Genomic DNA, 17,410 nt, shown 5'->3' on the forward strand with positions numbered 1-17,410 from the left:
ATTGAACCTCCTTGTACTCAACTAATCACAGTTCTTCCACCATAAGCAGGTGTTGTACTTTACTTATCTGACCCCGAATCTGCGGGCAATCCTCTTTAATAAGACTCTGTTGCAACTTTTTGAATCCTAGACTCTTAATCGTTGCTCTCTGGGTTTCAGGGCAGCCGATGAAACTCTTAGTCCAGGTCAACTTCAACTGCTTGGCCAAGTCGTATCCCTCCTAGTTCATGATCTCATCTATGGTCTTGCCCCTCTGCCTGGCAACATCCTCAACCCTTTTAAGGCTTCTTAAACCTTCCATAGTAGCATGTACTATATTGGTAGCGTTATCTGAACCCAGTGATTTGGTAAGTATGTCCTTAATCCCGGCAGCTTCCAAAACAGCTCTTACCGGTCCGCCGGCGATAACCCCGGTACCCTCTGAGGCTGGTTTCAACAGAACCTGCCCCGCGCCGAAAATTCCTAAGATTTCGTGCGGAATGGTTCTGCCATCAATCAAGGGAACAGAGAGCATATTCTTCTTGGCATTTTCTATGGCTTTACGAATAGCTTCCGGAACTTCCGTGGCTTTACCTTTACCGGTTCCCACCTTGCCTTCACCATCGCCCACTACTACCAGGGCGCTGAAACTAAACCTGCGTCCACCTTTAACCACCTTGGCTACCCTTCTAATAGTTACAACTTTTTCTATCATTTCCGGGGCAGCTTGTTCTTTATCAATCATCATTTCCCTCCTTACTTACGGAAATAATCGCTAAAATACAAGTCCCTTTTCCCTGGCAGCATTGGCCAGGGCCGCTACACTACCATGATATTTATAGCCGTTGCGGTCAAAAACCACCTCGATAATGCCTTTTTCCCTGGCTCTTTCCGCAATGTTGGCCCCCACTTCCTGGGCTGCAGCAATATTGGTTTTGGATTCGAGTCCTTTAAGGCCTTCTTCCAGGGTGGAAGCTGCCACCAAAGTTACTCCTTTTTCATCGTCAATTATCTGCGCATATATATGGTGCAGGCTCTTGAATATACATAAACGCGGTCTCTCACCGGTACCCGCTACTTTCCTGCGCACTCTTTTATGCTTACCCTGCCGAAGTGTCTTTTTGTCAGGCTTCTTAATCAACGAAAACACTCCTTTCCTGCTTTATTTGCCTCCTGCTTTACCCGCCTTACGTCTGATTACTTCGTTTTCATATTTAATTCCCTTTCCTTTGTAAGGCTCAGGCTTCCTTATGGCTCGGATGTGAGCTGCAGTATTTCCAACCAGTTGTTTGTCTATTCCCTTTACGGTAATACGGGTGACGGCTGGAACTTCAAATTCGATGCCTTCCGGAGGCTCTACCTCTACCGGATGGGAGAAACCGATACTTATAACCAGCTTTTTCCCCTGCATTTGCGCCCGGTAGCCGACACCTACCAGTTCTAGCTTCTTTTCAAAACCTGCGCTAACCCCTTGTACCATATTAGCAATCAAAGCACGAGAAAGGCCGTGCATAGCACGATGTTGCTTAATGTCACTGGGCCTTTTTACCACCAGTTCATTGCCTTCCTGAACCACCGTTATACCCTCGGGCAACGCCCATTCCAGAACTCCTTTAGGACCTTTTACAGAAATGGCATTGTCCTTTATTGAGACTTCTACGCCTGCAGGTAGGCTGATAGGTTTTTTTCCTATTCTTGACACTTTCGTACCCTCCTTCAGCTACCAGATGTAACAGATTACTTCCCCGCCAAGACCTTGTTTGCGGGCATTTTTATCAGTCATAAGTCCTTTTGAGGTGGAGATCACAGCAGTCCCCAATCCTCCCAAGACCCTGGGAATTTCATCTTTTTTAACATATACCCTCAATCCAGGTTTGCTAATCCTCTTTATCCCGGTAATTACCTTCTTTTTATCCGGTCCATATTTGAGGTATATTCTGATAATCCCCTGTTTTCCGTCTTCGACGAATTCATAATCCTTGATGTACCCTTCTTCTTGCATTATCCGGGCTATGGACAGTTTGATTCTGGAACCGGGTACTTCAACGGTTTCGTGCATGACCATGTTGCCGTTTCTAATCCGGGTTAGGAAATCGGCTACGGGATCAGTCATGACCATGGTGTATACCTCCTTTACATAAAAGCGTCTACCAGCTAGATTTTGTAACGCCGGGGATTTCTCCCTTATGGGCCATCGTTCTGAAGCAAATCCGGCACATACCGAATTTCCGCATATAAGCCCGGGGTCTTCCGCAAATTTTACAGCGGTTATAGCTACGAACAGAAAATTTCGGCATTCTTTTTTGCTTGGCTATCATAGCTTTTTTGGCCATTGCTCCTAATTCCCCCTATCTAAATGGCATTCCCATACTTTTTAACAATTCCCTGGCTTCTTCATCAGTCTTGGCGGTGGTAACCACTACTACCTCCAAACCCCTGATTTTATCAATTTTGTCGTAATCTATTTCCGGAAAGATGGTTTGTTCCTTTATCCCCAGGGAATAATTACCTCTTCCATCAAAAGCCTGCGGGGATACTCCCCTGAAGTCACGAACCCGGGGAAGGGCCAGATTGATCAGGCGATCCAAAAAGTCATACATTCTCTCCCCCCGCAGGGTGACTTTACAGCCGATGGCCATACCTTCCCTTAATTTAAATCCGGCAATGGATTTACGCGCTCTGGTTATAACCGGCTTTTGACCGGATATAATGCTTAGATCGTTTACAGCTCCATCAAGAGCCTTGGGATTCTGAATGGCCTCTCCCACTCCTATATTTACTACCACCCGTTCTACTTTGGGAACCTGCATAATATTATCATACTGGAATTTCTCCATCATCTTTGGCACTATGTCTTTTTTATATGTTTCATATAACCTGGCCATTAAAGTGCTGGCCTCCCTTCTGGAGTTTTAATCTAAGGCTTCTCCGCATTGCTTGCAAATTCTTACTTTTTCGCCATTTTCCATTATTTTATGGGCTATCCGGGTGGGCTTGTTGCACCGGCTGCATACCAGCATTACATTACTGGCATTTAGGGGTGTTTCAATTTTCAAGATACCACCCTGGGGAAGAGAACGACTGGGTTTTTGGTGTTTCTTTACCCGATTCACTCCTTCAATTACCACCCGGTTCTTGTCGGGTATTACCCGCAGTACTTTGCCCTTCTTGCCAGCGTCTTTGCCGGTTGTGACCAGAACGCTGTCACCTTTTTTAATTCGCATCTACTACACCTCCCAAGCCTAAAGTACTTCTGGCGCCAGGGATATGATTTTCATAAAGTTCTTTTCCCGTAGTTCCCGGGCCACCGGTCCAAAAATACGGGTGCCTTTGGGATTATTGTTGTCATCTATGATAACAGCAGCATTCTCCGAAAAGGCAATATAGGATCCATCCGCCCTTCTAATTTCTTTCTTGGTACGTACTACTACTGCTTTAACCAAATCACCTTTCTTAACCACTCCGCCTGGTGATGCTTCTTTAACTGAAGCCACAATAATATCGCCTACACTGGCATATCTGCGGGTAGATCCACCTAAAACCTTTACACAAAGCACTTTTTTCGCCCCGGTATTATCGCCAACTTGAAGCATCGTTTCCTGTTGAATCACAGCTTAAACCTCCCTGCCGAAAACCAGACTTACTGCAAAGTCTTGGCTTTCTGAACTATTTCCACTAGTCTCCATCTTTTGTCTTTACTTAAGGGGCGGGTTTCCATAATTTTAACAATATCCCCGGTTTTGGCCTCATTGTTCTCGTCATGTGCTTTGTACTTCTTGCTGGTTTTAATTGTCTTTTTATAAAGAGGATGCTGTTTTACGGTTTCCACGCTTACTGTTATAGTCTTATCCATCTTGTCACTGCTTACGGTGCCTATTCTGATTTTCCGGTTAGCGCGGTTCTCAGTCACCCTTTAAAACCTCCTTTCTTCCGATTACCTGCCTGCAGCAATTTCTCTTTGCCTTAAAATAGTTTTGCAGCGGGCAATATCCTTTTTTACTGCCTTGATTCTCTTATGGTTATCCAGTTGTCCGGTAGCCAGTTGAAACCTGAGGTTGAATAATTCTTCCTTATAACCGGATAATTTCTGGTTTAACTCATCATCGGTTAGCTCCCTAATCTTTTCAGCTTTCACTAACCTCACCACCCATTTCTTCTCTTTTTAGGAATTTACATTTGACTGGAAGCTTGTGTGCAGCAAGCCTCATGGCTTCGCGTGCTACTTCTTCACTAACCCCGGATAGCTCAAACATAACCCGTCCGGGCTTAACCACTGCCACCCAATGCTCGGGAGAACCCTTGCCTTTTCCCATCCTGGTCTCAGCAGGTTTTACGGTTAAAGGCCGATCAGGAAATATTTTAATCCACAGCTTGCCGCCTCTCTTGACATAACGGTTAATGGCTATTCTGGCCGCTTCAATCTGCCGGTTGGTTATCCACGCCGGTTCCAGAGCCTGCAGGCCATAATCCCCGTAAGTAATGGTATTGCCCTTGTTGGCCTTTCCAGCAAGACTGGGACGATGTTGTTTTCTATGTTTTACTCTTTTTGGGGTAAGCATTATCTACCTGCCTCCTCCATTTCTTTCTGTTTGGGCTCTTTGGGTCTTTGCTTGGCCTCGGGTAAAATCTCACCCCGGTTGATCCAAACCTTGATACCTATTTTTCCGTAGGTGGTATTGGCCTCGGCAAAACCATAATCAATATCTGCTCGCAGGGTATGCAGGGGTACTTTGCCTTCAGCATACCATTCCGTCCGGGCTATTTCTGCTCCACCCAGTCTTCCGGAAATTGCTATCTTGATGCCAATTCCGCCCGAGCGCATGGTACGCCCCACGGTCTGCTTCATAGCTCGCCGAAATGATATCCTTTTTTCCAGCTGCTGGGCTACATTTTCAGCTACAATCTGTGCATCCATTTCCGGCCTTCTGATTTCCTGAATATTGATATTGACATTCTTTTTGGTCATCTCAGCCAGATTGACCTTGAGTCTCTCTACCTCGATACCACCACGGCCGATAATAATCCCAGGCTTGGCGGTATGGATGGTTACTCTTATCCGGTTACCTGTACGCTGTATTTCCACTTTGGAAATACCAGCGGCATAAAAACGATCCTTTATGAATTTTCTGAGCTTAACGTCTTCATGTAATAGTTCGCTATAATCCCGATCAGCATACCAGTTGGAATCCCAATCCCTGATAATACCAATTCTGAACCCTTTCGGATGAACCTTTTGACCCACTATTTTACCTCCCTTTCCCTTAGCACCACGGTAATGTGGCTGGTTCTATGGCGCCTGACATCTGCACGGCCATATGCCCGGGGCCGCATTCGTTTTACGATGGGGCCTTCATCAATGAATATCTGGGAAACAACCAGGGCATTGGAATCCATATCAAAATTGTGTTCAGCATTGGCGATAGCAGACTGCAGTACTTTCCTTATCAGGGGAGCCGATTTCTTATTGGTATACCTCAAAATCGCCATGGCTTCTTCAGTATCCTTGCCTCTAACCAGATCCGCTACCTGCCGGGCTTTAAAAGGAGATACGCGAATATAACGAGCAATAGCTCTGGCTTCCATTTTCCATCCTCCTTCCTACCGCGCTCTGCTGGATTTTTCAGATTTGCCGGCATGGCCCCGGTAAGTACGGGTGGGGGCAAACTCACCCAGTTTCATGCCTACCATGTCTTCGGTTACATAGACTGGTATATGCTTGCGCCCATCATGTACCGCCAGGGTGTGCCCGATCATTTCCGGCATTATAGTAGAACGCCGGGACCAGGTTTTGATTACTTTTTTCTGGCCTGATTGATTCATTAATTCTATTTTTTTTAGCAATTTGTCTTCACAATAAGGTCCTTTTTTCAGTGACCTGCCCATCTAAAGACCTCCTTTATTTTGCTAGAGATTTCCCTTAAGCGGGCGTTAACCCAATATCTGCTTTTCTAAGCTTTAACCTGATCCCTAGGGCTTGCGCTTTCTGACAATCATATTGTCCGATGGCTTTTTCCTGCGGGTCTTACCACCTATGGCAATCTTACCCCAGGGGGAGACTGGATACTTCCTGCCGATGGGAGCACGGCCTTCTCCGCCACCATGAGGGTGATCAGTCGGATTCATTACCGATCCTCTTACGCCGGGTCTGATACCCAACCAGCGACTGCGACCGGCTTTACCCAGGGTCATATTCTCATGCTCCAGATTCCCTACTTGACCAATGGTAGCCCGGCAATTTACATGAATAAGCCTTACTTCTCCGGAAGGCAAGCGCACATGTGCATAGGCTCCTTCTTTGGCCATCAGTTGCGCCACTGCTCCGGCCGAGCGTACCAGTTGAGCACCTTTACCGGGCCTTAGCTCGATATTGTGAATCAGAGAACCTACCGGTATGTCTTTCAATGGTAGGGTATTACCTGTCTTTATATCAGCATTGGGACCTGATTCTATTACATCTCCCACCCTCAAGTTATGGGGCGCTATGATATAAGCCTTGTGCCCGTCAAAATAATGCAGCAAAGCTATATGGGCAGAGCGGTTGGGATCGTATTCTATCGCTGCTACCCGAGCCGGAACATTATCTTTAACCCTCCTGAAATCAACTATACGGTACTGGCGTTTATGACCGCCACCCCGGTGTCTTACCGTAATACGGCCCTTTACATTTCGGCCAGCTTTCCTTTTGAGGGGAGCAATAAGACTTTTTTCCGGTTCCTGCTTGGTAATCTCCTCAAAACTCATGGTAGTCATATGCCTTCTACTGGGTGTCGTAGGCTTGAATTTTTTTATGCCCATCTATCGTTTCACTCCTTACTACGACAGTAAATTAACCTGCTTATAAACAAACTAACCCCCTATACCCCAGCGTTAATAATGGTACCCGAAGGATACAGGGTGGAGGATCTTACTCCTCACTTTTCTTATTTTATATATCAGAAGAACCGTCCCTGTGATATAGATATATATTACATGCCTTCAAACAAACGTATCTTATGGCCAGGTTTAAGGCTGATTACCGCCTTTTTGCGATCGGGTTTTTTGCCCTCAAAGCGGCCCATCCGTTTGGGTTTGCCTTTTATATTCATAGTGTTTACACTCGCAACCCGGACTTCAAAGATATTCTCGATGGCGTTTTTTATCTCGGTTTTATTGGCCCGCTTGTCAACGATAAAGGTATATTTGTTATCAGCCAACAAATTCATAGATTTTTCGGTAACCACCGGCTTAATTATAATATCTCGGTAATCTCTCATTAGGCAAATACCTCCTCTATCCGGGCCACTGCCTCGCGGGTTATGAGCAAAGTATCATAATTAAGTAAATCATAAACATTGATAAAATCTGCTCTCAAAGGTTTTACCCCGGGAATATTTCGTGCTGATTTTATTACATTGGGATCACCGTAAGCTGTAACCACCAGGGTCTTCTTCCCCACCGGCAACGACTTAAGGGTCTGAACCATAAGCCTGGTTTTGGGTTCATCAAAAGTGAGGGAATCCAGTACAACAATATTATTGTCAAGTACCTTGCTGGATAGTGCTGACTTCATAGCCAATCTTCTGACTTTGCGCGGTAATCTATAGGAAAAGTCTCTGGGCCTGGGCCCGAACGCGACTCCACCTTTAGTCCACACCGGGTTTCTGCTACTACCCACGCGAGCCCGACCGGTACCTTTTTGCCGCCAGGGTTTCTTGCCTCCACCTCTGACCTCAGCTCTGGTCTTGCTCGAAGCAGTACCAGCTCGTTTATTGGCCAGTTGCATTTTTACGAAGTCAAACATAACCGCCTGGTTGGGCTTAATGCCGAAAACGCTGTCATTAAGTTCTATTTCACCGACCTGGGCCCCACTCATATCATACAACGCAACCTTGGGCATTTTTTTGCTTACCTCCTCTTAAAATAGTGGAAAGCTCTAATTATCTGCTCTCTGCTATTTTTCCTTAACTGAATTCTTTATAATTACAAAACCTCTCTTGGGCCCTGGAATTGAACCTTTGATAAGAATGAGATTCCTATCCGGATAGACTTTTACTACCTTCAAGCCCTGAACCGTAACTCTTTCTCCCCCAAGTCGACCCGGGAGCTTTCTTCCCTTAAAAACGCGGGCCGGTCCCTTTGCTCCCAGGGAACCGGGGCGCCGGTGATATTTGGAACCATGACCCATGGACCCACGAGCAAAGTTGTGTCTTTTAACACCGCCGGCAAAGCCTTTACCCTTTGAAGTACCAATTACATCAACCAGATCGCCTGTCGTAAAAATATCCGCTGTTATTTCCTGCCCCACATCGTAGTCATCTACATTATCAATACGGAATTCCTTGATGTAGCGCAGCGGTTTCACATTGGCTTTTTTAAAGTGCCCTCTGGCTGGCTTGTTGGCCAATTTTTCTTTCAGGTTGTAAAAGCCTACCTGAATAGACTCGTAACCATCGCTCTCCACCTTTTTCTTCTGCAAAACTGTACAGGGGCCAGCTTCAATAATGCTCACTGGTACAGCTTTATCGTTCTCATCAAATATTTGCGTCATTCCAATTTTGATTCCCATTATGGCTTTCTTCTTAGTAGTCACCTTAATTACCTCCGTCTTCTGGTGATAGGTTGGAAGTGGGATTTCCAACGTCACTTCTCTTTTTAGTAATTCTTCCCTTGCCGGCGAGGGCTGTTTTCCCACTGCTCTCTTAAGCATTGATTCAGCTATAGCTTGATCTCTATATCTACTCCTGAAGGTAAATCCAGGTGCATCAGAGCATCTATGGTCCTGGGGTTAGGATCCAGTATATCTATCAGTCGTTTATGGGTTCTCATTTCAAACTGTTCCCGCGAATCCTTGTTTACATGGGGAGAACGCAGAATAGTATAGATGCTTTTTTCCGTCGGTAGGGGAATCGGGCCGGATACACCGGAACCATTCTTCCTGGCTGTCTCCACAATCTTTTGGGAAGACTGATCCAGAAGCTTATGGTCAAATGCCTTTAGTCTAATCCTTACTTTTTGCTGGCCATTCACTCTTTGTTAAACCTCCTTAGACTGGCTTCAATAATACACGCTTCCGGGTGTTCGGGGGCAAGGGCCATTTTATCCCCTGCCCTTTATCACCTTGTTTACTCGTTCAAACTGGTAACCACACCAGCACCTACAGTTCTGCCGCCTTCACGGATGGCGAATCTCAAACCTTCTTCTATGGCTATCGGGGTTATCAGCTCTATTGCCATTTGTACATTGTCCCCGGGCATTACCATCTCTACTCCTTCGGGTAACTGGATTATTCCGGTTACATCGGTGGTCCGGAAATAGAATTGCGGTCTGTAACCACCAAAGAACGGGGTGTGTCTTCCGCCTTCTTCTTTGGTCAGGACGTATACTTCAGCATTGAATGCGGTTAGGGGCTTGATGCTGCCGGGCTTGGCCAGTACCATGCCTCTTTCTACTTCTTTGCGGTCTACTCCTCTTAATAGGGTGCCGATATTGTCTCCGGCTTCGGCATAGTCAAGAAGCTTGCGGAACATTTCTACTCCGGTACATACGGTCTTTCTGGTGGCTTCTCTCATCCCTACTATTTCTACTTCGTCTCCTACTTTTACCTGACCTCTCTCTACTCTTCCTGTGGTTACGGTGCCTCTTCCGGTTATGGTGAATACGTCTTCTATGGGCATCAGGAAGGGCTTGTCAACCGCTCTTTGCGGCAGGGGTATATAACTGTCTACGGCATCCATCAGTTCCCATATATGCTTGCACCATTCACATTCACGAGTGCCACAACCGCATTCCAGGGCCTTCAGGGCTGAGCCCATTAGTACAGGGATGTCGTCTCCGGGAAACTCATAGAAGCTTAAGAGTTCTCTAACTTCCATCTCTACCAATTCCAATAGCTCGGGGTCGTCTACCATGTCGGTCTTATTCATAAATACTACTATATATGGTACCCCTACCTGCCGGGATAAGAGTATGTGCTCCCGGGTCTGCGGCATGGGGCCGTCAGCGGCTGATACTACCAGTATGGACCCGTCCATCTGCGCTGCTCCGGTGATCATGTTCTTTATGTAGTCAGCATGACCAGGGCAGTCTACATGGGCGTAGTGGCGGGTTTCGGTTTGATATTCAACATGCGAGGTGTTGATGGTTATGCCTCTTTCCCGCTCTTCCGGGGCTTTGTCAATCTCTTCATAGGACGTGGCCTTGGCTCCTCCTACTTGGGACAGGGTCTTGGTTATCGCTGCTGTCAATGTGGTCTTGCCATGGTCTATGTGACCTATGGTACCAATGTTAAGATGAGGTTTCGTCCTCTCGTATTTTGCCTTTGCCATCCTTTCTCTCACCTTTCCTTTTGTATTTGTTTTTATTTTTAGTGCCAGGCACCTAGTTACCTTGGGATGTAAAATTATAATTGTGCATCAGCTTGCAAGCTTGCATAAATATACCGCTCACAGTCTTCTGACATCCGTTTTCCGTTCTCCCTCATCCGACTTCCGTCTTCCGACATCTGCCTTCCGTCTTCCGCCTTACACCGGCAGCCCATATCTTCGGGCTATTATCTCCCGGCTCTTGGACTCGGGTACCTCGGCAAAGTTCTTTATCTTCATGGAAAAACTGGCTCGACCCTGAGTGAGGGATCTTAAACTGGTAGCATAACCAAAGGTTTCCGCCAGTGGTACCAACCCTTTTACCGCTTTAGTATCGCGGTTCTCTTCCAAAGCTATTATCCTTCCCCGGCGAGCATTTAGATCGGAAATTACATCCCCCAGGTATTCCTCGGGACAGATAATTTCCAGATCCATTACTGGTTCCAGGAAAACTGATTGGGCGTTTTCCAAAGCTTCCTTCAATGCCATACTGGCGGCAATCTTAAAGGCTGGTTCGTTGGAATCCACCTCATGATAGGAACCACCCTTTAGAACTACTTCCACATCATCCACCGGGTATCCACCCAGTATGCCCGCCTGTAAAGCTTCCCGCACCCCCATTTCCACCGCGGGTATAAATTCTCGGGGGATTGCTTCAGGGCTGGATTTATCTGCAAATCTTTTACCCTGACCCTCAGCCAGGGGTAAAACTTCCAACACTACATGAGCATATTGCCCGCGACCACCAGCTTGCCGGTCAAATTTGACTTCCGCAGCGGTCCTTTTCTTAACGCTTTCCTTATAGGCCACCTGGGGCTTGCCGATATTGGCATTAACCTTAAATTCTTTGAGCAGGCGATCAATAATAATCTCCAGGTGCAATTCCCCCATACCGGATATTATCATCTGGCCGCTTTCTTTATCCTGTCTGGTTTGGAATGTAGGGTCTTCCTCTGCCAGTCGCCGCAGGCTTTCTTCAATCCTCTCCTGGTCAGCTCTGGTTTTGGCCTCGATAGCTACATCAATAACCGGTTGCGGAAAGTCAATTGTTTCCAACAAGACAAGATGGTTTTCGCTGCAGAGGGTGTCACCAGTTGCCGTATTTTTCAAGCCTACCCCGGCTACAATATCACCGGCACAAGCTTCCTCTATTTCCTCACGGTGATTGGCATGCATTTTCAGCAATCTGGTAAAGCGCTCTTTTCTATCCTGGCGACTGTTGAATAGAGTGCTTCCTGCCTTTATCCGACCGGAGTAAATGCGAAAGTAGGTTAGTTTACCTACATAGGGGTCACTGGCCAGTTTAAACGCCAGGGCACAAAGAGGGGCATCAACTTCGGGCTTTATTCTCACGTTTTCTCCACTGGCTATATCCATCGCCTCAATTGCAGGTATATCAAGAGGGGAAGGAAGGTAGCTTACCACCGCATCCAGCAGCATCTGTACTCCCTTGTTCTTAAATGAAGACCCGCAAAGTACCGGCACTATTTGGTTGGAGATACAACTTTTTCTCAAAGAACTTCTGATTTCCGCTGGGGAAATCTCCCGGGCCTCCAGGTATTTTTCCAGTATACTGTCATCGTATTCTGCTAATCTTTCCAGAAGAAGATTCCTGAATTCCTGAGCTTTTGACCTTTCATCAGGGTTTAATTCCCTCTCCTGGTATTGCTCGCCGCTCTCATCTTCATAGATGTAGGCTTTAAAATCAATCAAATCAATAATGCCCGAGAATGCTTCCTCTACCCCAATGGGTAATTGTATGGCCACCGCATCACTGCTCAGATTTTTTCTTATCATTTCGATTACTCGAAAAAAGTCAGCGCCAACACGGTCCATTTTATTGATATAAGCAATGCGAGGAACATGATAACGATCAGCCTGTCTCCATACGGTTTCTGATTGTGGTTGCACGCCGGCTACCGCGCAAAAAATACCTATAGACCCATCAAGCACTCTTAATGAGCGCTCTACCTCAACAGTAAAGTCCACATGGCCGGGCGTGTCGATAATATTGACAAAATAACCCTTCCATTTGCAAGCTGTAGCTGCCGAAGTTATGGTTATTCCTCTTTCCTGTTCCTGGCTCATCCAATCCATAGTAGCGGTACCTTTATCCACTTCACCCATCTTATGAACCCGTCCGGAATAAAACAATATTCTTTCTGTGGTGGTTGTTTTTCCGGCATCGATATGAGCCATAATACCAATATTTCTAATAGCAGTTAAATCATAGCTGTCAGCCATCGAATTCCTCTCTTCGACTTACCAGCGATAATGAGCAAACGCCTTGTTGGCTTCTGCCATTTTATGGGTATCTTCTCTCTTCTTTACGGCCGCACCAGTATGATTGGCTGCATCCATTATCTCGCCAGCCAAGCGCTCGGCCATAGTTTTTTCTCCTCTTTTACGGGCATAACCGACCAGCCATCTTATGGCCAGGGTCTGTCTTCTATCTGAGCGGACTTCCACCGGAACCTGGTAATTGGCTCCGCCTACCCGTCTGGCTCTAACTTCGACAATAGGGGTTATGTTTTTCATGGCTTCTTCAAATACTTCCAGGGGTTCCCGGCGGGTTTTGCTCTGTACGATTGCAAAGGCGCCATAACATATTTTTTCGGCTAAACTTTTCTTTCCATCCCACATAAGCTGGTTAACCAGCTTGGTAAATATCTTACTGTTGTAGATGGGATCCGGTAAGACATCTCGCTTGGGAACTGGTCCTTTTCTCGGCATTTTGCGCCTCCCTCCTATTTCTTTTTCGGCCTCTTGGTGCCATACTTGGATCTTCCTTGGTTACGCTTCTGAACCCCGGAAGCATCCAGAGTTCCTCTTATGATATGGTATCTTACACCCGGCAAATCCTTGACTCTTCCCCCTCGGATAAGCACCACGGAGTGTTCCTGCAGGTTATGGCCAATGCCCGGAATATAAGCAGTAACTTCTATGCCATTAGTTAATCGTACCCTGGCTATTTTGCGTAAAGCTGAATTGGGCTTCTTGGGGGTGGTAGTATATACTCGGGTACAAACCCCCCTTTTTTGGGGACAGCTTTTTAAGGCGGGTGCGGTTGACTTTTGCTCACCCTTTTCGCGTCCTTTTCTTACCAGTTGGTTTATGGTCGGCATTTCTGCACCTCCCTTCTACTGCTGGGCTAACCCCCAATGGGGTCTTTCAAGAGAGCTACCGTTGCTGAGCCCACATCAATCCCGCAGTATTTGCCCAATTTTTCCATAGTCTCAGCCATTTCAACTTCTACTTCTTTAGCCTGGCAAAGCTTTTTTATGGCTTCCACAATGTGAGGTTCGGCATCTGCAGCAATAAATACTTTCCTGGCCTCATCCCGGTTAATTGCTTTCTTAACTTGCTTGCTTCCAATCACCTTGGGATAATCCCTGATCTCTTCCAGTGGCAAAGCTAACCCTCCTCCTAAAAAAAGTCTTTGGTCAGATTAAGGCGGCTAAATTTGCCACGCACTTAGATATTTTAGCACCTGCTAAGAGCCCCGTCAAATAGTTTCTTGGAGCGGTTTAGTCTGATACCATATTTTCACTTTCCGGAGCTTCGCTGATACTGGTTTCCCGGTAAGCTGAATAACCGGTTCCAGCCGGAATGAGTTTGCCAATAATGACATTCTCTTTTAAACCGATTAGGTGGTCTATTTTCCCTTTTATGGCCGCTTCGGTTAATACCTTGGTTGTTTCCTGGAAAGAAGCCGCCGAAAGAAAAGAATCCGTATTCAACGAGGCCTTGGTTATCCCCAGGAGCATAGGAGAACAGGTAGCTGGTAAACCCCCTGCCCTGATCTCACGATTGTTTTCATCTTCAAAACTGGATATATCCACAAATGCTCCCGGTAAAAGTGAGGTATCTCCCGGGTCTTCAATCTTAACCTTTTTAAGCATCTGACGAATCATTATTTCTATGTGTTTGTCACTGATATCAACCCCCTGGGAGCGGTAAACTTTTTGCACCTCCTGCAAGAGGTATCTCTGTACTTCCTGCAGGCCCTTGGTCTTCAAAATATCATGCGGGTTCAAGGGTCCTTCGGTCAAAGCATCGCCTATTTCCACCTCGGTTCCTTCTTCAAACTTCAAACGTGAGCCATAATGAACCGGGTAGGTTCCCAGTACTTCTCCGTTTTCGCCGAGTACTTCTACCTCGCGACGCCCTTTGTTTTCTCCAAATCTGACCTTACCATTGACTTCTACAACTACCGCCTGCCCTTTGGGCTTGCGCACCTCGAAAAGCTCTTCCACCCGGGGTAGACCGCGGGTTATATCGTCCCCGGCTACTCCTCCGGTATGGAAAGTGCGCATGGTAAGCTGGGTGCCAGGCTCTCCGATAGACTGTGCTGCCAGTATTCCTACGGCTTCGCCGATTTCTACATTGTAGCCGGTAGCCAAATTGCGTCCATAGCATTTCTTACAAACCCCGTGCCTGGTCTTACAGGTCAAGACGCTTCTTATTTTAACCTTTTCAATACCGGCTCTTTCAATTTCGTAACCGATATCATCATCTATCATCTGGTTTTCCTCCACCAGTATCTCTCCAGTATCAGGATGGATAACGGTATCAACCGATACCCGCCCAATGATACGCTGGTGCAAGGGTTCAATCAGCTGGGAGCCTTCCATAATTCTTCCTACCCAAATACCTTCTACTGATTCACAATCATCCTCGCGGACTATTACATCCTGAGATACATCAACCAAACGACGGGTCAGGTAACCTGAATCAGCCGTACGCAAGGCAGTATCAGCCAGACCTTTCCTGGCACCATGAGTAGAAATAAAGTACTCCAGAACGGTTAATCCTTCACGGAAATTAGCTTTAATAGGGAGGTCAATAATTTTACCGGAAGGATCCGCCATAAGTCCCCGCATTCCAGCTAATTGGCGAATCTGCTGGAAATTTCCCCGCGCACCGGAGGTGGCCATCATATATACCGGATTGTCTTCGGACAAAGAATTTTTCAAAACCTCGGTTACATCATCAGTAGCCTGGTTCCAAATCTCCACCACCTGAGCATGCCTCTCTTCATCGGTAATTAAACCTACCTCGTAATCACGTTCTATAGCCTCAACTTCCTGATCTGCTTCCTGTAAAATGTCATATTTGGCCAGGGGAGTTTCAAAATCAGTCACACCCACGGTAATACCGGCCCGGGTACTGAACTCATACCCCAAGCTTTTAAGACTATCCAGCATGTCAGCGGTACGAGCATTGCCTTCCAGGCGATAACATTCGTAGACTATATTGCCCAGCTTTTTCTTATCTATTATTTCATTGTAGAATCCCAGACTAGTCGGGATAGCATCATTGAAAATAATCCTCCCTACAGAAGTATCTACTATTTCCTCCAGGAAGGTCTGAGCCTCATGGCTTTTTAGTATTTCCCGCCCGGTCTTTTGGGGCACACTCATCTTTACCCTTATTTTTTCATGTAAATCTATCTGACCCAGTTCAAAGGCCATCCTGGCCTCATCCGTACTGCTAAATGCGCGGGGATTCTCTTTACTAAAAGCTTCCGCACTAATAAATGTAAGGTAGTAAAGACCGATAACCATATCCTGAGTCGGAGTTACCACCGGTTTTCCGTCTTTTGGGTTCAATATATTATTACTGGCCAGCATCAGCAGGCGGGCTTCGGTCTGGGCCTCAGCAGACAGGGGTACGTGTACCGCCATCTGGTCTCCATCAAAGTCAGCATTATAGGCGGTGCAAACCAGGGGATGCAGCTGCAAGGCACGTCCTTCCACCAGTACTGGTTCAAAAGCTTGTATGCCCAGGCGATGCAAAGTAGGAGCACGATTCAAAAGTACCGGATGCTCTTTAATTACATCATCCAGAATATCCCACACCTCTTCCCGGCCTCTTTCCACCATCTTCTTGGCGCTTTTGATATTGGAGGCAATAGCCTTGTCTACCAACTTTTTCATTACAAAGGGTTTAAAGAGCTCCAGAGCCATTTCCTTGGGCAGCCCACACTGGTGCATCTTCAGGTTAGGTCCTACTACAATTACGGATCTTCCTGAATAATCCACTCGTTTACCCAGCAGATTCTGGCGGAAACGCCCCTGTTTGCCCTTGAGCATGTCACTTAACGATTTGAGCGGGCGATTGCCTGGTCCGGTAACCGGTCTTCCTCTTCGCCCATTATCAACCAGGGCATCAACCGCTTCCTGCAACATTCTTTTCTCGTTACGAACAATAATATCCGGTGCCCCTAAATCAAGCAGCCTTTTCAAGCGGTTATTACGGTTTATCACTCGCCGGTACAGGTCATTCAAGTCGGAGGTAGCAAAACGACCCCCATCCAATTGTACCATCGGTCGAAGATCCGGAGGAATAACCGGCAAAACATCCAAAATCATCCACATCGGGTCATTACCCGACAAGCGGAAAGATTCTACTACCTCCAATCGTTTTATGGCCCGGCTCTTTCTTTGCCCGGTAGTAGTGGCTATTTCTTCTTTTAAATCCGAGGACATTTTATCAAGTTCAACTTCATAAAGTAGAGATTTTACCGCTTCCGCTCCTATCCCCGCCTTAAAAGCTTCTCCGTATCTATCCCGATTCTCCCGATATTCCCGCTCATTTAGCAATTGTTTTTTCAACAGGGGGGTATCACCGGGATCCAGAACAATATAACTTACAAAATATATTACTTTTTCTAAAACCTTGGGAGACATATCCAGTAGCAAACCCATGCGACTAGGAATTCCTTTAAGGTACCAAATATGACAAACCGGAGCAGCCAGTTCGATATGACCCATCCGCTCTCTTCTAACCTTGGAGGTGGTTACCTCAACACCACAACGATCACATACTATTCCTTTGTGGCGTACGCGCTTGTATTTCCCACAATGGCACTCCCAATCTTTTACCGGCCCAAAAATCTTCTCACAGAATAATCCTTCCTTCTCCGGTCTCAGGGTCCGGTAGTTAATGGTTTCCGGTTTCTTAACCTCTCCGCTGCTCCAGGATCTAATCTGCTCTGGGGAAGCCAGGGATATTCTGATCCGATCAAAATTTTCTGACAAATCGTTCTCTCCCTTCCAGAAGATAATCATACCCGTCTCCAGCAAGAC

26 protein-coding genes are annotated in these 17,410 nt (G+C 46.5%); all 26 read right to left on the reverse strand.

Translation table 11 applies throughout. From position 1 onward, the window contains the following. Window positions 1-25 precede the first annotated feature (25 nt). Window positions 26-208, reverse strand: a complete 183-nt coding sequence (gene rpmD / locus SWOL_RS11995; RefSeq protein ID WP_011641690.1) for a 50S ribosomal protein L30 — start codon at window positions 206-208, stop codon at window positions 26-28. A gap of 12 nt (window positions 209-220) precedes the next feature. Further along, entirely contained in the window at window positions 221-724 is a 504-nt protein-coding gene (gene rpsE, locus SWOL_RS12000; protein WP_011641691.1) for a 30S ribosomal protein S5, read from the reverse strand. Between the two features lie 30 nt (window positions 725-754). Next, complete coding sequence (gene rplR, locus SWOL_RS12005) at window positions 755-1,120, reverse strand: 50S ribosomal protein L18 (protein WP_011641692.1); 366 nt, start codon at window positions 1,118-1,120, stop codon at window positions 755-757. A gap of 21 nt (window positions 1,121-1,141) precedes the next feature. Beyond that, window positions 1,142-1,681 (reverse strand): 50S ribosomal protein L6, encoded by a 540-nt coding sequence (gene rplF / locus SWOL_RS12010; protein ID WP_011641693.1) that lies wholly within the window; start codon window positions 1,679-1,681, stop codon window positions 1,142-1,144. A gap of 18 nt (window positions 1,682-1,699) precedes the next feature. Further along, complete coding sequence (gene rpsH, locus SWOL_RS12015; protein ID WP_011641694.1) at window positions 1,700-2,098, reverse strand: 30S ribosomal protein S8; 399 nt, start codon at window positions 2,096-2,098, stop codon at window positions 1,700-1,702. 28 nt (window positions 2,099-2,126) lie between these two features. Continuing rightward, window positions 2,127-2,312, reverse strand: coding sequence for a type Z 30S ribosomal protein S14 (locus SWOL_RS12020; protein WP_011641695.1), 186 nt, complete (start codon window positions 2,310-2,312; stop codon window positions 2,127-2,129). Between the two features lie 15 nt (window positions 2,313-2,327). Next, window positions 2,328-2,864, reverse strand: coding sequence for a 50S ribosomal protein L5 (rplE, locus tag SWOL_RS12025; protein ID WP_011641696.1), 537 nt, complete (start codon window positions 2,862-2,864; stop codon window positions 2,328-2,330). Between the two features lie 27 nt (window positions 2,865-2,891). Beyond that, window positions 2,892-3,203, reverse strand: coding sequence for a 50S ribosomal protein L24 (gene rplX, locus SWOL_RS12030; protein WP_011641697.1), 312 nt, complete (start codon window positions 3,201-3,203; stop codon window positions 2,892-2,894). Window positions 3,204-3,221: 18 nt separating this feature from the next. Next, window positions 3,222-3,590: a 50S ribosomal protein L14 gene (gene rplN / locus SWOL_RS12035; RefSeq protein ID WP_011641698.1), complete on the reverse strand. Its 369-nt coding sequence runs from the start codon at window positions 3,588-3,590 to the stop codon at window positions 3,222-3,224. A 29-nt stretch (window positions 3,591-3,619) separates the two neighbouring features. Beyond that, window positions 3,620-3,889, reverse strand: a complete 270-nt coding sequence (gene rpsQ / locus SWOL_RS12040) for a 30S ribosomal protein S17 (RefSeq protein ID WP_011641699.1) — start codon at window positions 3,887-3,889, stop codon at window positions 3,620-3,622. A 24-nt stretch (window positions 3,890-3,913) separates the two neighbouring features. Beyond that, on the reverse strand, window positions 3,914-4,114 hold the full coding sequence (rpmC, locus tag SWOL_RS12045; RefSeq protein WP_041427591.1) for a 50S ribosomal protein L29: 201 nt from the start codon (window positions 4,112-4,114) through the stop codon (window positions 3,914-3,916). Then, the gene (gene rplP / locus SWOL_RS12050) at window positions 4,104-4,538 is read right to left on the reverse strand and encodes a 50S ribosomal protein L16 (RefSeq protein ID WP_011641701.1); all 435 of its coding nucleotides are present in this window, start codon (window positions 4,536-4,538) and stop codon (window positions 4,104-4,106) included. The genes rpmC and rplP overlap by 11 nt, the downstream gene beginning before the upstream one ends. Then, window positions 4,538-5,221, reverse strand: coding sequence for a 30S ribosomal protein S3 (gene rpsC, locus SWOL_RS12055; protein WP_011641702.1), 684 nt, complete (start codon window positions 5,219-5,221; stop codon window positions 4,538-4,540). Before rpsC ends, rplP begins: the two co-directional genes overlap by 1 nt. After that, window positions 5,221-5,562, reverse strand: coding sequence for a 50S ribosomal protein L22 (rplV, locus tag SWOL_RS12060; protein ID WP_011641703.1), 342 nt, complete (start codon window positions 5,560-5,562; stop codon window positions 5,221-5,223). Before rplV ends, rpsC begins: the two co-directional genes overlap by 1 nt. Before the next feature lie 15 nt (window positions 5,563-5,577). Next, on the reverse strand, window positions 5,578-5,862 hold the full coding sequence (rpsS, locus tag SWOL_RS12065) for a 30S ribosomal protein S19 (protein ID WP_011641704.1): 285 nt from the start codon (window positions 5,860-5,862) through the stop codon (window positions 5,578-5,580). 84 nt (window positions 5,863-5,946) lie between these two features. Further along, window positions 5,947-6,774 carry a 50S ribosomal protein L2 gene (rplB, locus tag SWOL_RS12070; protein ID WP_011641705.1) on the reverse strand — a complete coding sequence of 276 codons (828 nt, stop codon included), beginning with the start codon at window positions 6,772-6,774 and terminating at the stop codon, window positions 5,947-5,949. A 170-nt stretch (window positions 6,775-6,944) separates the two neighbouring features. Next, window positions 6,945-7,232 (reverse strand): 50S ribosomal protein L23, encoded by a 288-nt coding sequence (gene rplW, locus SWOL_RS12075; RefSeq protein WP_011641706.1) that lies wholly within the window; start codon window positions 7,230-7,232, stop codon window positions 6,945-6,947. Then, a complete protein-coding gene (gene rplD / locus SWOL_RS12080; protein WP_011641707.1) occupies window positions 7,232-7,855 on the reverse strand; it encodes a 50S ribosomal protein L4 in 624 nt (207 codons plus the stop codon). Before rplD ends, rplW begins: the two co-directional genes overlap by 1 nt. Window positions 7,856-7,909: 54 nt before the next feature. Then, the gene (gene rplC, locus SWOL_RS12085) at window positions 7,910-8,524 is read right to left on the reverse strand and encodes a 50S ribosomal protein L3 (RefSeq protein ID WP_041428088.1); all 615 of its coding nucleotides are present in this window, start codon (window positions 8,522-8,524) and stop codon (window positions 7,910-7,912) included. A gap of 149 nt (window positions 8,525-8,673) precedes the next feature. Further along, window positions 8,674-8,985 (reverse strand): 30S ribosomal protein S10, encoded by a 312-nt coding sequence (gene rpsJ, locus SWOL_RS12090; protein ID WP_011641709.1) that lies wholly within the window; start codon window positions 8,983-8,985, stop codon window positions 8,674-8,676. Window positions 8,986-9,080: 95 nt separating this feature from the next. Continuing rightward, window positions 9,081-10,283, reverse strand: a complete 1,203-nt coding sequence (gene tuf / locus SWOL_RS12095; protein ID WP_011641710.1) for an elongation factor Tu — start codon at window positions 10,281-10,283, stop codon at window positions 9,081-9,083. A 195-nt stretch (window positions 10,284-10,478) separates the two neighbouring features. Further along, window positions 10,479-12,563 carry an elongation factor G gene (gene fusA / locus SWOL_RS12100; protein WP_011641711.1) on the reverse strand — a complete coding sequence of 695 codons (2,085 nt, stop codon included), beginning with the start codon at window positions 12,561-12,563 and terminating at the stop codon, window positions 10,479-10,481. 18 nt (window positions 12,564-12,581) lie between these two features. Then, the gene (rpsG, locus tag SWOL_RS12105; RefSeq protein WP_011641712.1) at window positions 12,582-13,052 is read right to left on the reverse strand and encodes a 30S ribosomal protein S7; all 471 of its coding nucleotides are present in this window, start codon (window positions 13,050-13,052) and stop codon (window positions 12,582-12,584) included. Window positions 13,053-13,066: 14 nt separating this feature from the next. Next, complete coding sequence (gene rpsL, locus SWOL_RS12110) at window positions 13,067-13,444, reverse strand: 30S ribosomal protein S12 (protein WP_011641713.1); 378 nt, start codon at window positions 13,442-13,444, stop codon at window positions 13,067-13,069. A 26-nt stretch (window positions 13,445-13,470) separates the two neighbouring features. Further along, window positions 13,471-13,731, reverse strand: a complete 261-nt coding sequence (locus SWOL_RS12115; protein WP_011641714.1) for a ribosomal L7Ae/L30e/S12e/Gadd45 family protein — start codon at window positions 13,729-13,731, stop codon at window positions 13,471-13,473. A gap of 115 nt (window positions 13,732-13,846) precedes the next feature. Continuing rightward, the gene (rpoC, locus tag SWOL_RS12120) at window positions 13,847-17,392 is read right to left on the reverse strand and encodes a DNA-directed RNA polymerase subunit beta' (protein WP_011641715.1); all 3,546 of its coding nucleotides are present in this window, start codon (window positions 17,390-17,392) and stop codon (window positions 13,847-13,849) included. Window positions 17,393-17,410: the final 18 nt, after the last annotated feature.

Source organism: Syntrophomonas wolfei subsp. wolfei str. Goettingen G311 (assembly GCF_000014725.1).
Lineage (GTDB): Bacteria > Bacillota > Syntrophomonadia > Syntrophomonadales > Syntrophomonadaceae > Syntrophomonas > Syntrophomonas wolfei.

What these genes read in the sequence shown, in the direction of transcription:
- rplV (WP_011641703.1), bottom strand. Translation starts at nt 5,562, where the DNA reads ATGGAAGCCAGAGCTATTGCTCGTTATATTCGCGTATCTCCTTTTAAA.
- rplB (WP_011641705.1), bottom strand. Translation starts at nt 6,774, where the DNA reads ATGGGCATAAAAAAATTCAAGCCTACGACACCCAGTAGAAGGCATATG.
- rpsH (WP_011641694.1), bottom strand. Translation starts at nt 2,098, where the DNA reads ATGGTCATGACTGATCCCGTAGCCGATTTCCTAACCCGGATTAGAAAC.
- rplE (WP_011641696.1), bottom strand. Translation starts at nt 2,864, where the DNA reads ATGGCCAGGTTATATGAAACATATAAAAAAGACATAGTGCCAAAGATG.
- rpsL (WP_011641713.1), bottom strand. Translation starts at nt 13,444, where the DNA reads ATGCCGACCATAAACCAACTGGTAAGAAAAGGACGCGAAAAGGGTGAG.
- tuf (WP_011641710.1), bottom strand. Translation starts at nt 10,283, where the DNA reads ATGGCAAAGGCAAAATACGAGAGGACGAAACCTCATCTTAACATTGGT.
- rplC (WP_041428088.1), bottom strand. Translation starts at nt 8,524, where the DNA reads ATGGGAATCAAAATTGGAATGACGCAAATATTTGATGAGAACGATAAA.
- rplD (WP_011641707.1), bottom strand. Translation starts at nt 7,855, where the DNA reads ATGCCCAAGGTTGCGTTGTATGATATGAGTGGGGCCCAGGTCGGTGAA.
- rpsE (WP_011641691.1), bottom strand. Translation starts at nt 724, where the DNA reads ATGATTGATAAAGAACAAGCTGCCCCGGAAATGATAGAAAAAGTTGTA.
- rplW (WP_011641706.1), bottom strand. Translation starts at nt 7,232, where the DNA reads ATGAGAGATTACCGAGATATTATAATTAAGCCGGTGGTTACCGAAAAA.
- rpoC (WP_011641715.1), bottom strand. Translation starts at nt 17,392, where the DNA reads ATGATTATCTTCTGGAAGGGAGAGAACGATTTGTCAGAAAATTTTGAT.
- fusA (WP_011641711.1), bottom strand. Translation starts at nt 12,563, where the DNA reads ATGGCTGACAGCTATGATTTAACTGCTATTAGAAATATTGGTATTATG.
- rplP (WP_011641701.1), bottom strand. Translation starts at nt 4,538, where the DNA reads ATGCTTACCCCAAAAAGAGTAAAACATAGAAAACAACATCGTCCCAGT.
- rpsS (WP_011641704.1), bottom strand. Translation starts at nt 5,862, where the DNA reads ATGGGCAGGTCACTGAAAAAAGGACCTTATTGTGAAGACAAATTGCTA.
- rplX (WP_011641697.1), bottom strand. Translation starts at nt 3,203, where the DNA reads ATGCGAATTAAAAAAGGTGACAGCGTTCTGGTCACAACCGGCAAAGAC.
- SWOL_RS12020 (WP_011641695.1), bottom strand. Translation starts at nt 2,312, where the DNA reads ATGGCCAAAAAAGCTATGATAGCCAAGCAAAAAAGAATGCCGAAATTT.
- rpsG (WP_011641712.1), bottom strand. Translation starts at nt 13,052, where the DNA reads ATGCCGAGAAAAGGACCAGTTCCCAAGCGAGATGTCTTACCGGATCCC.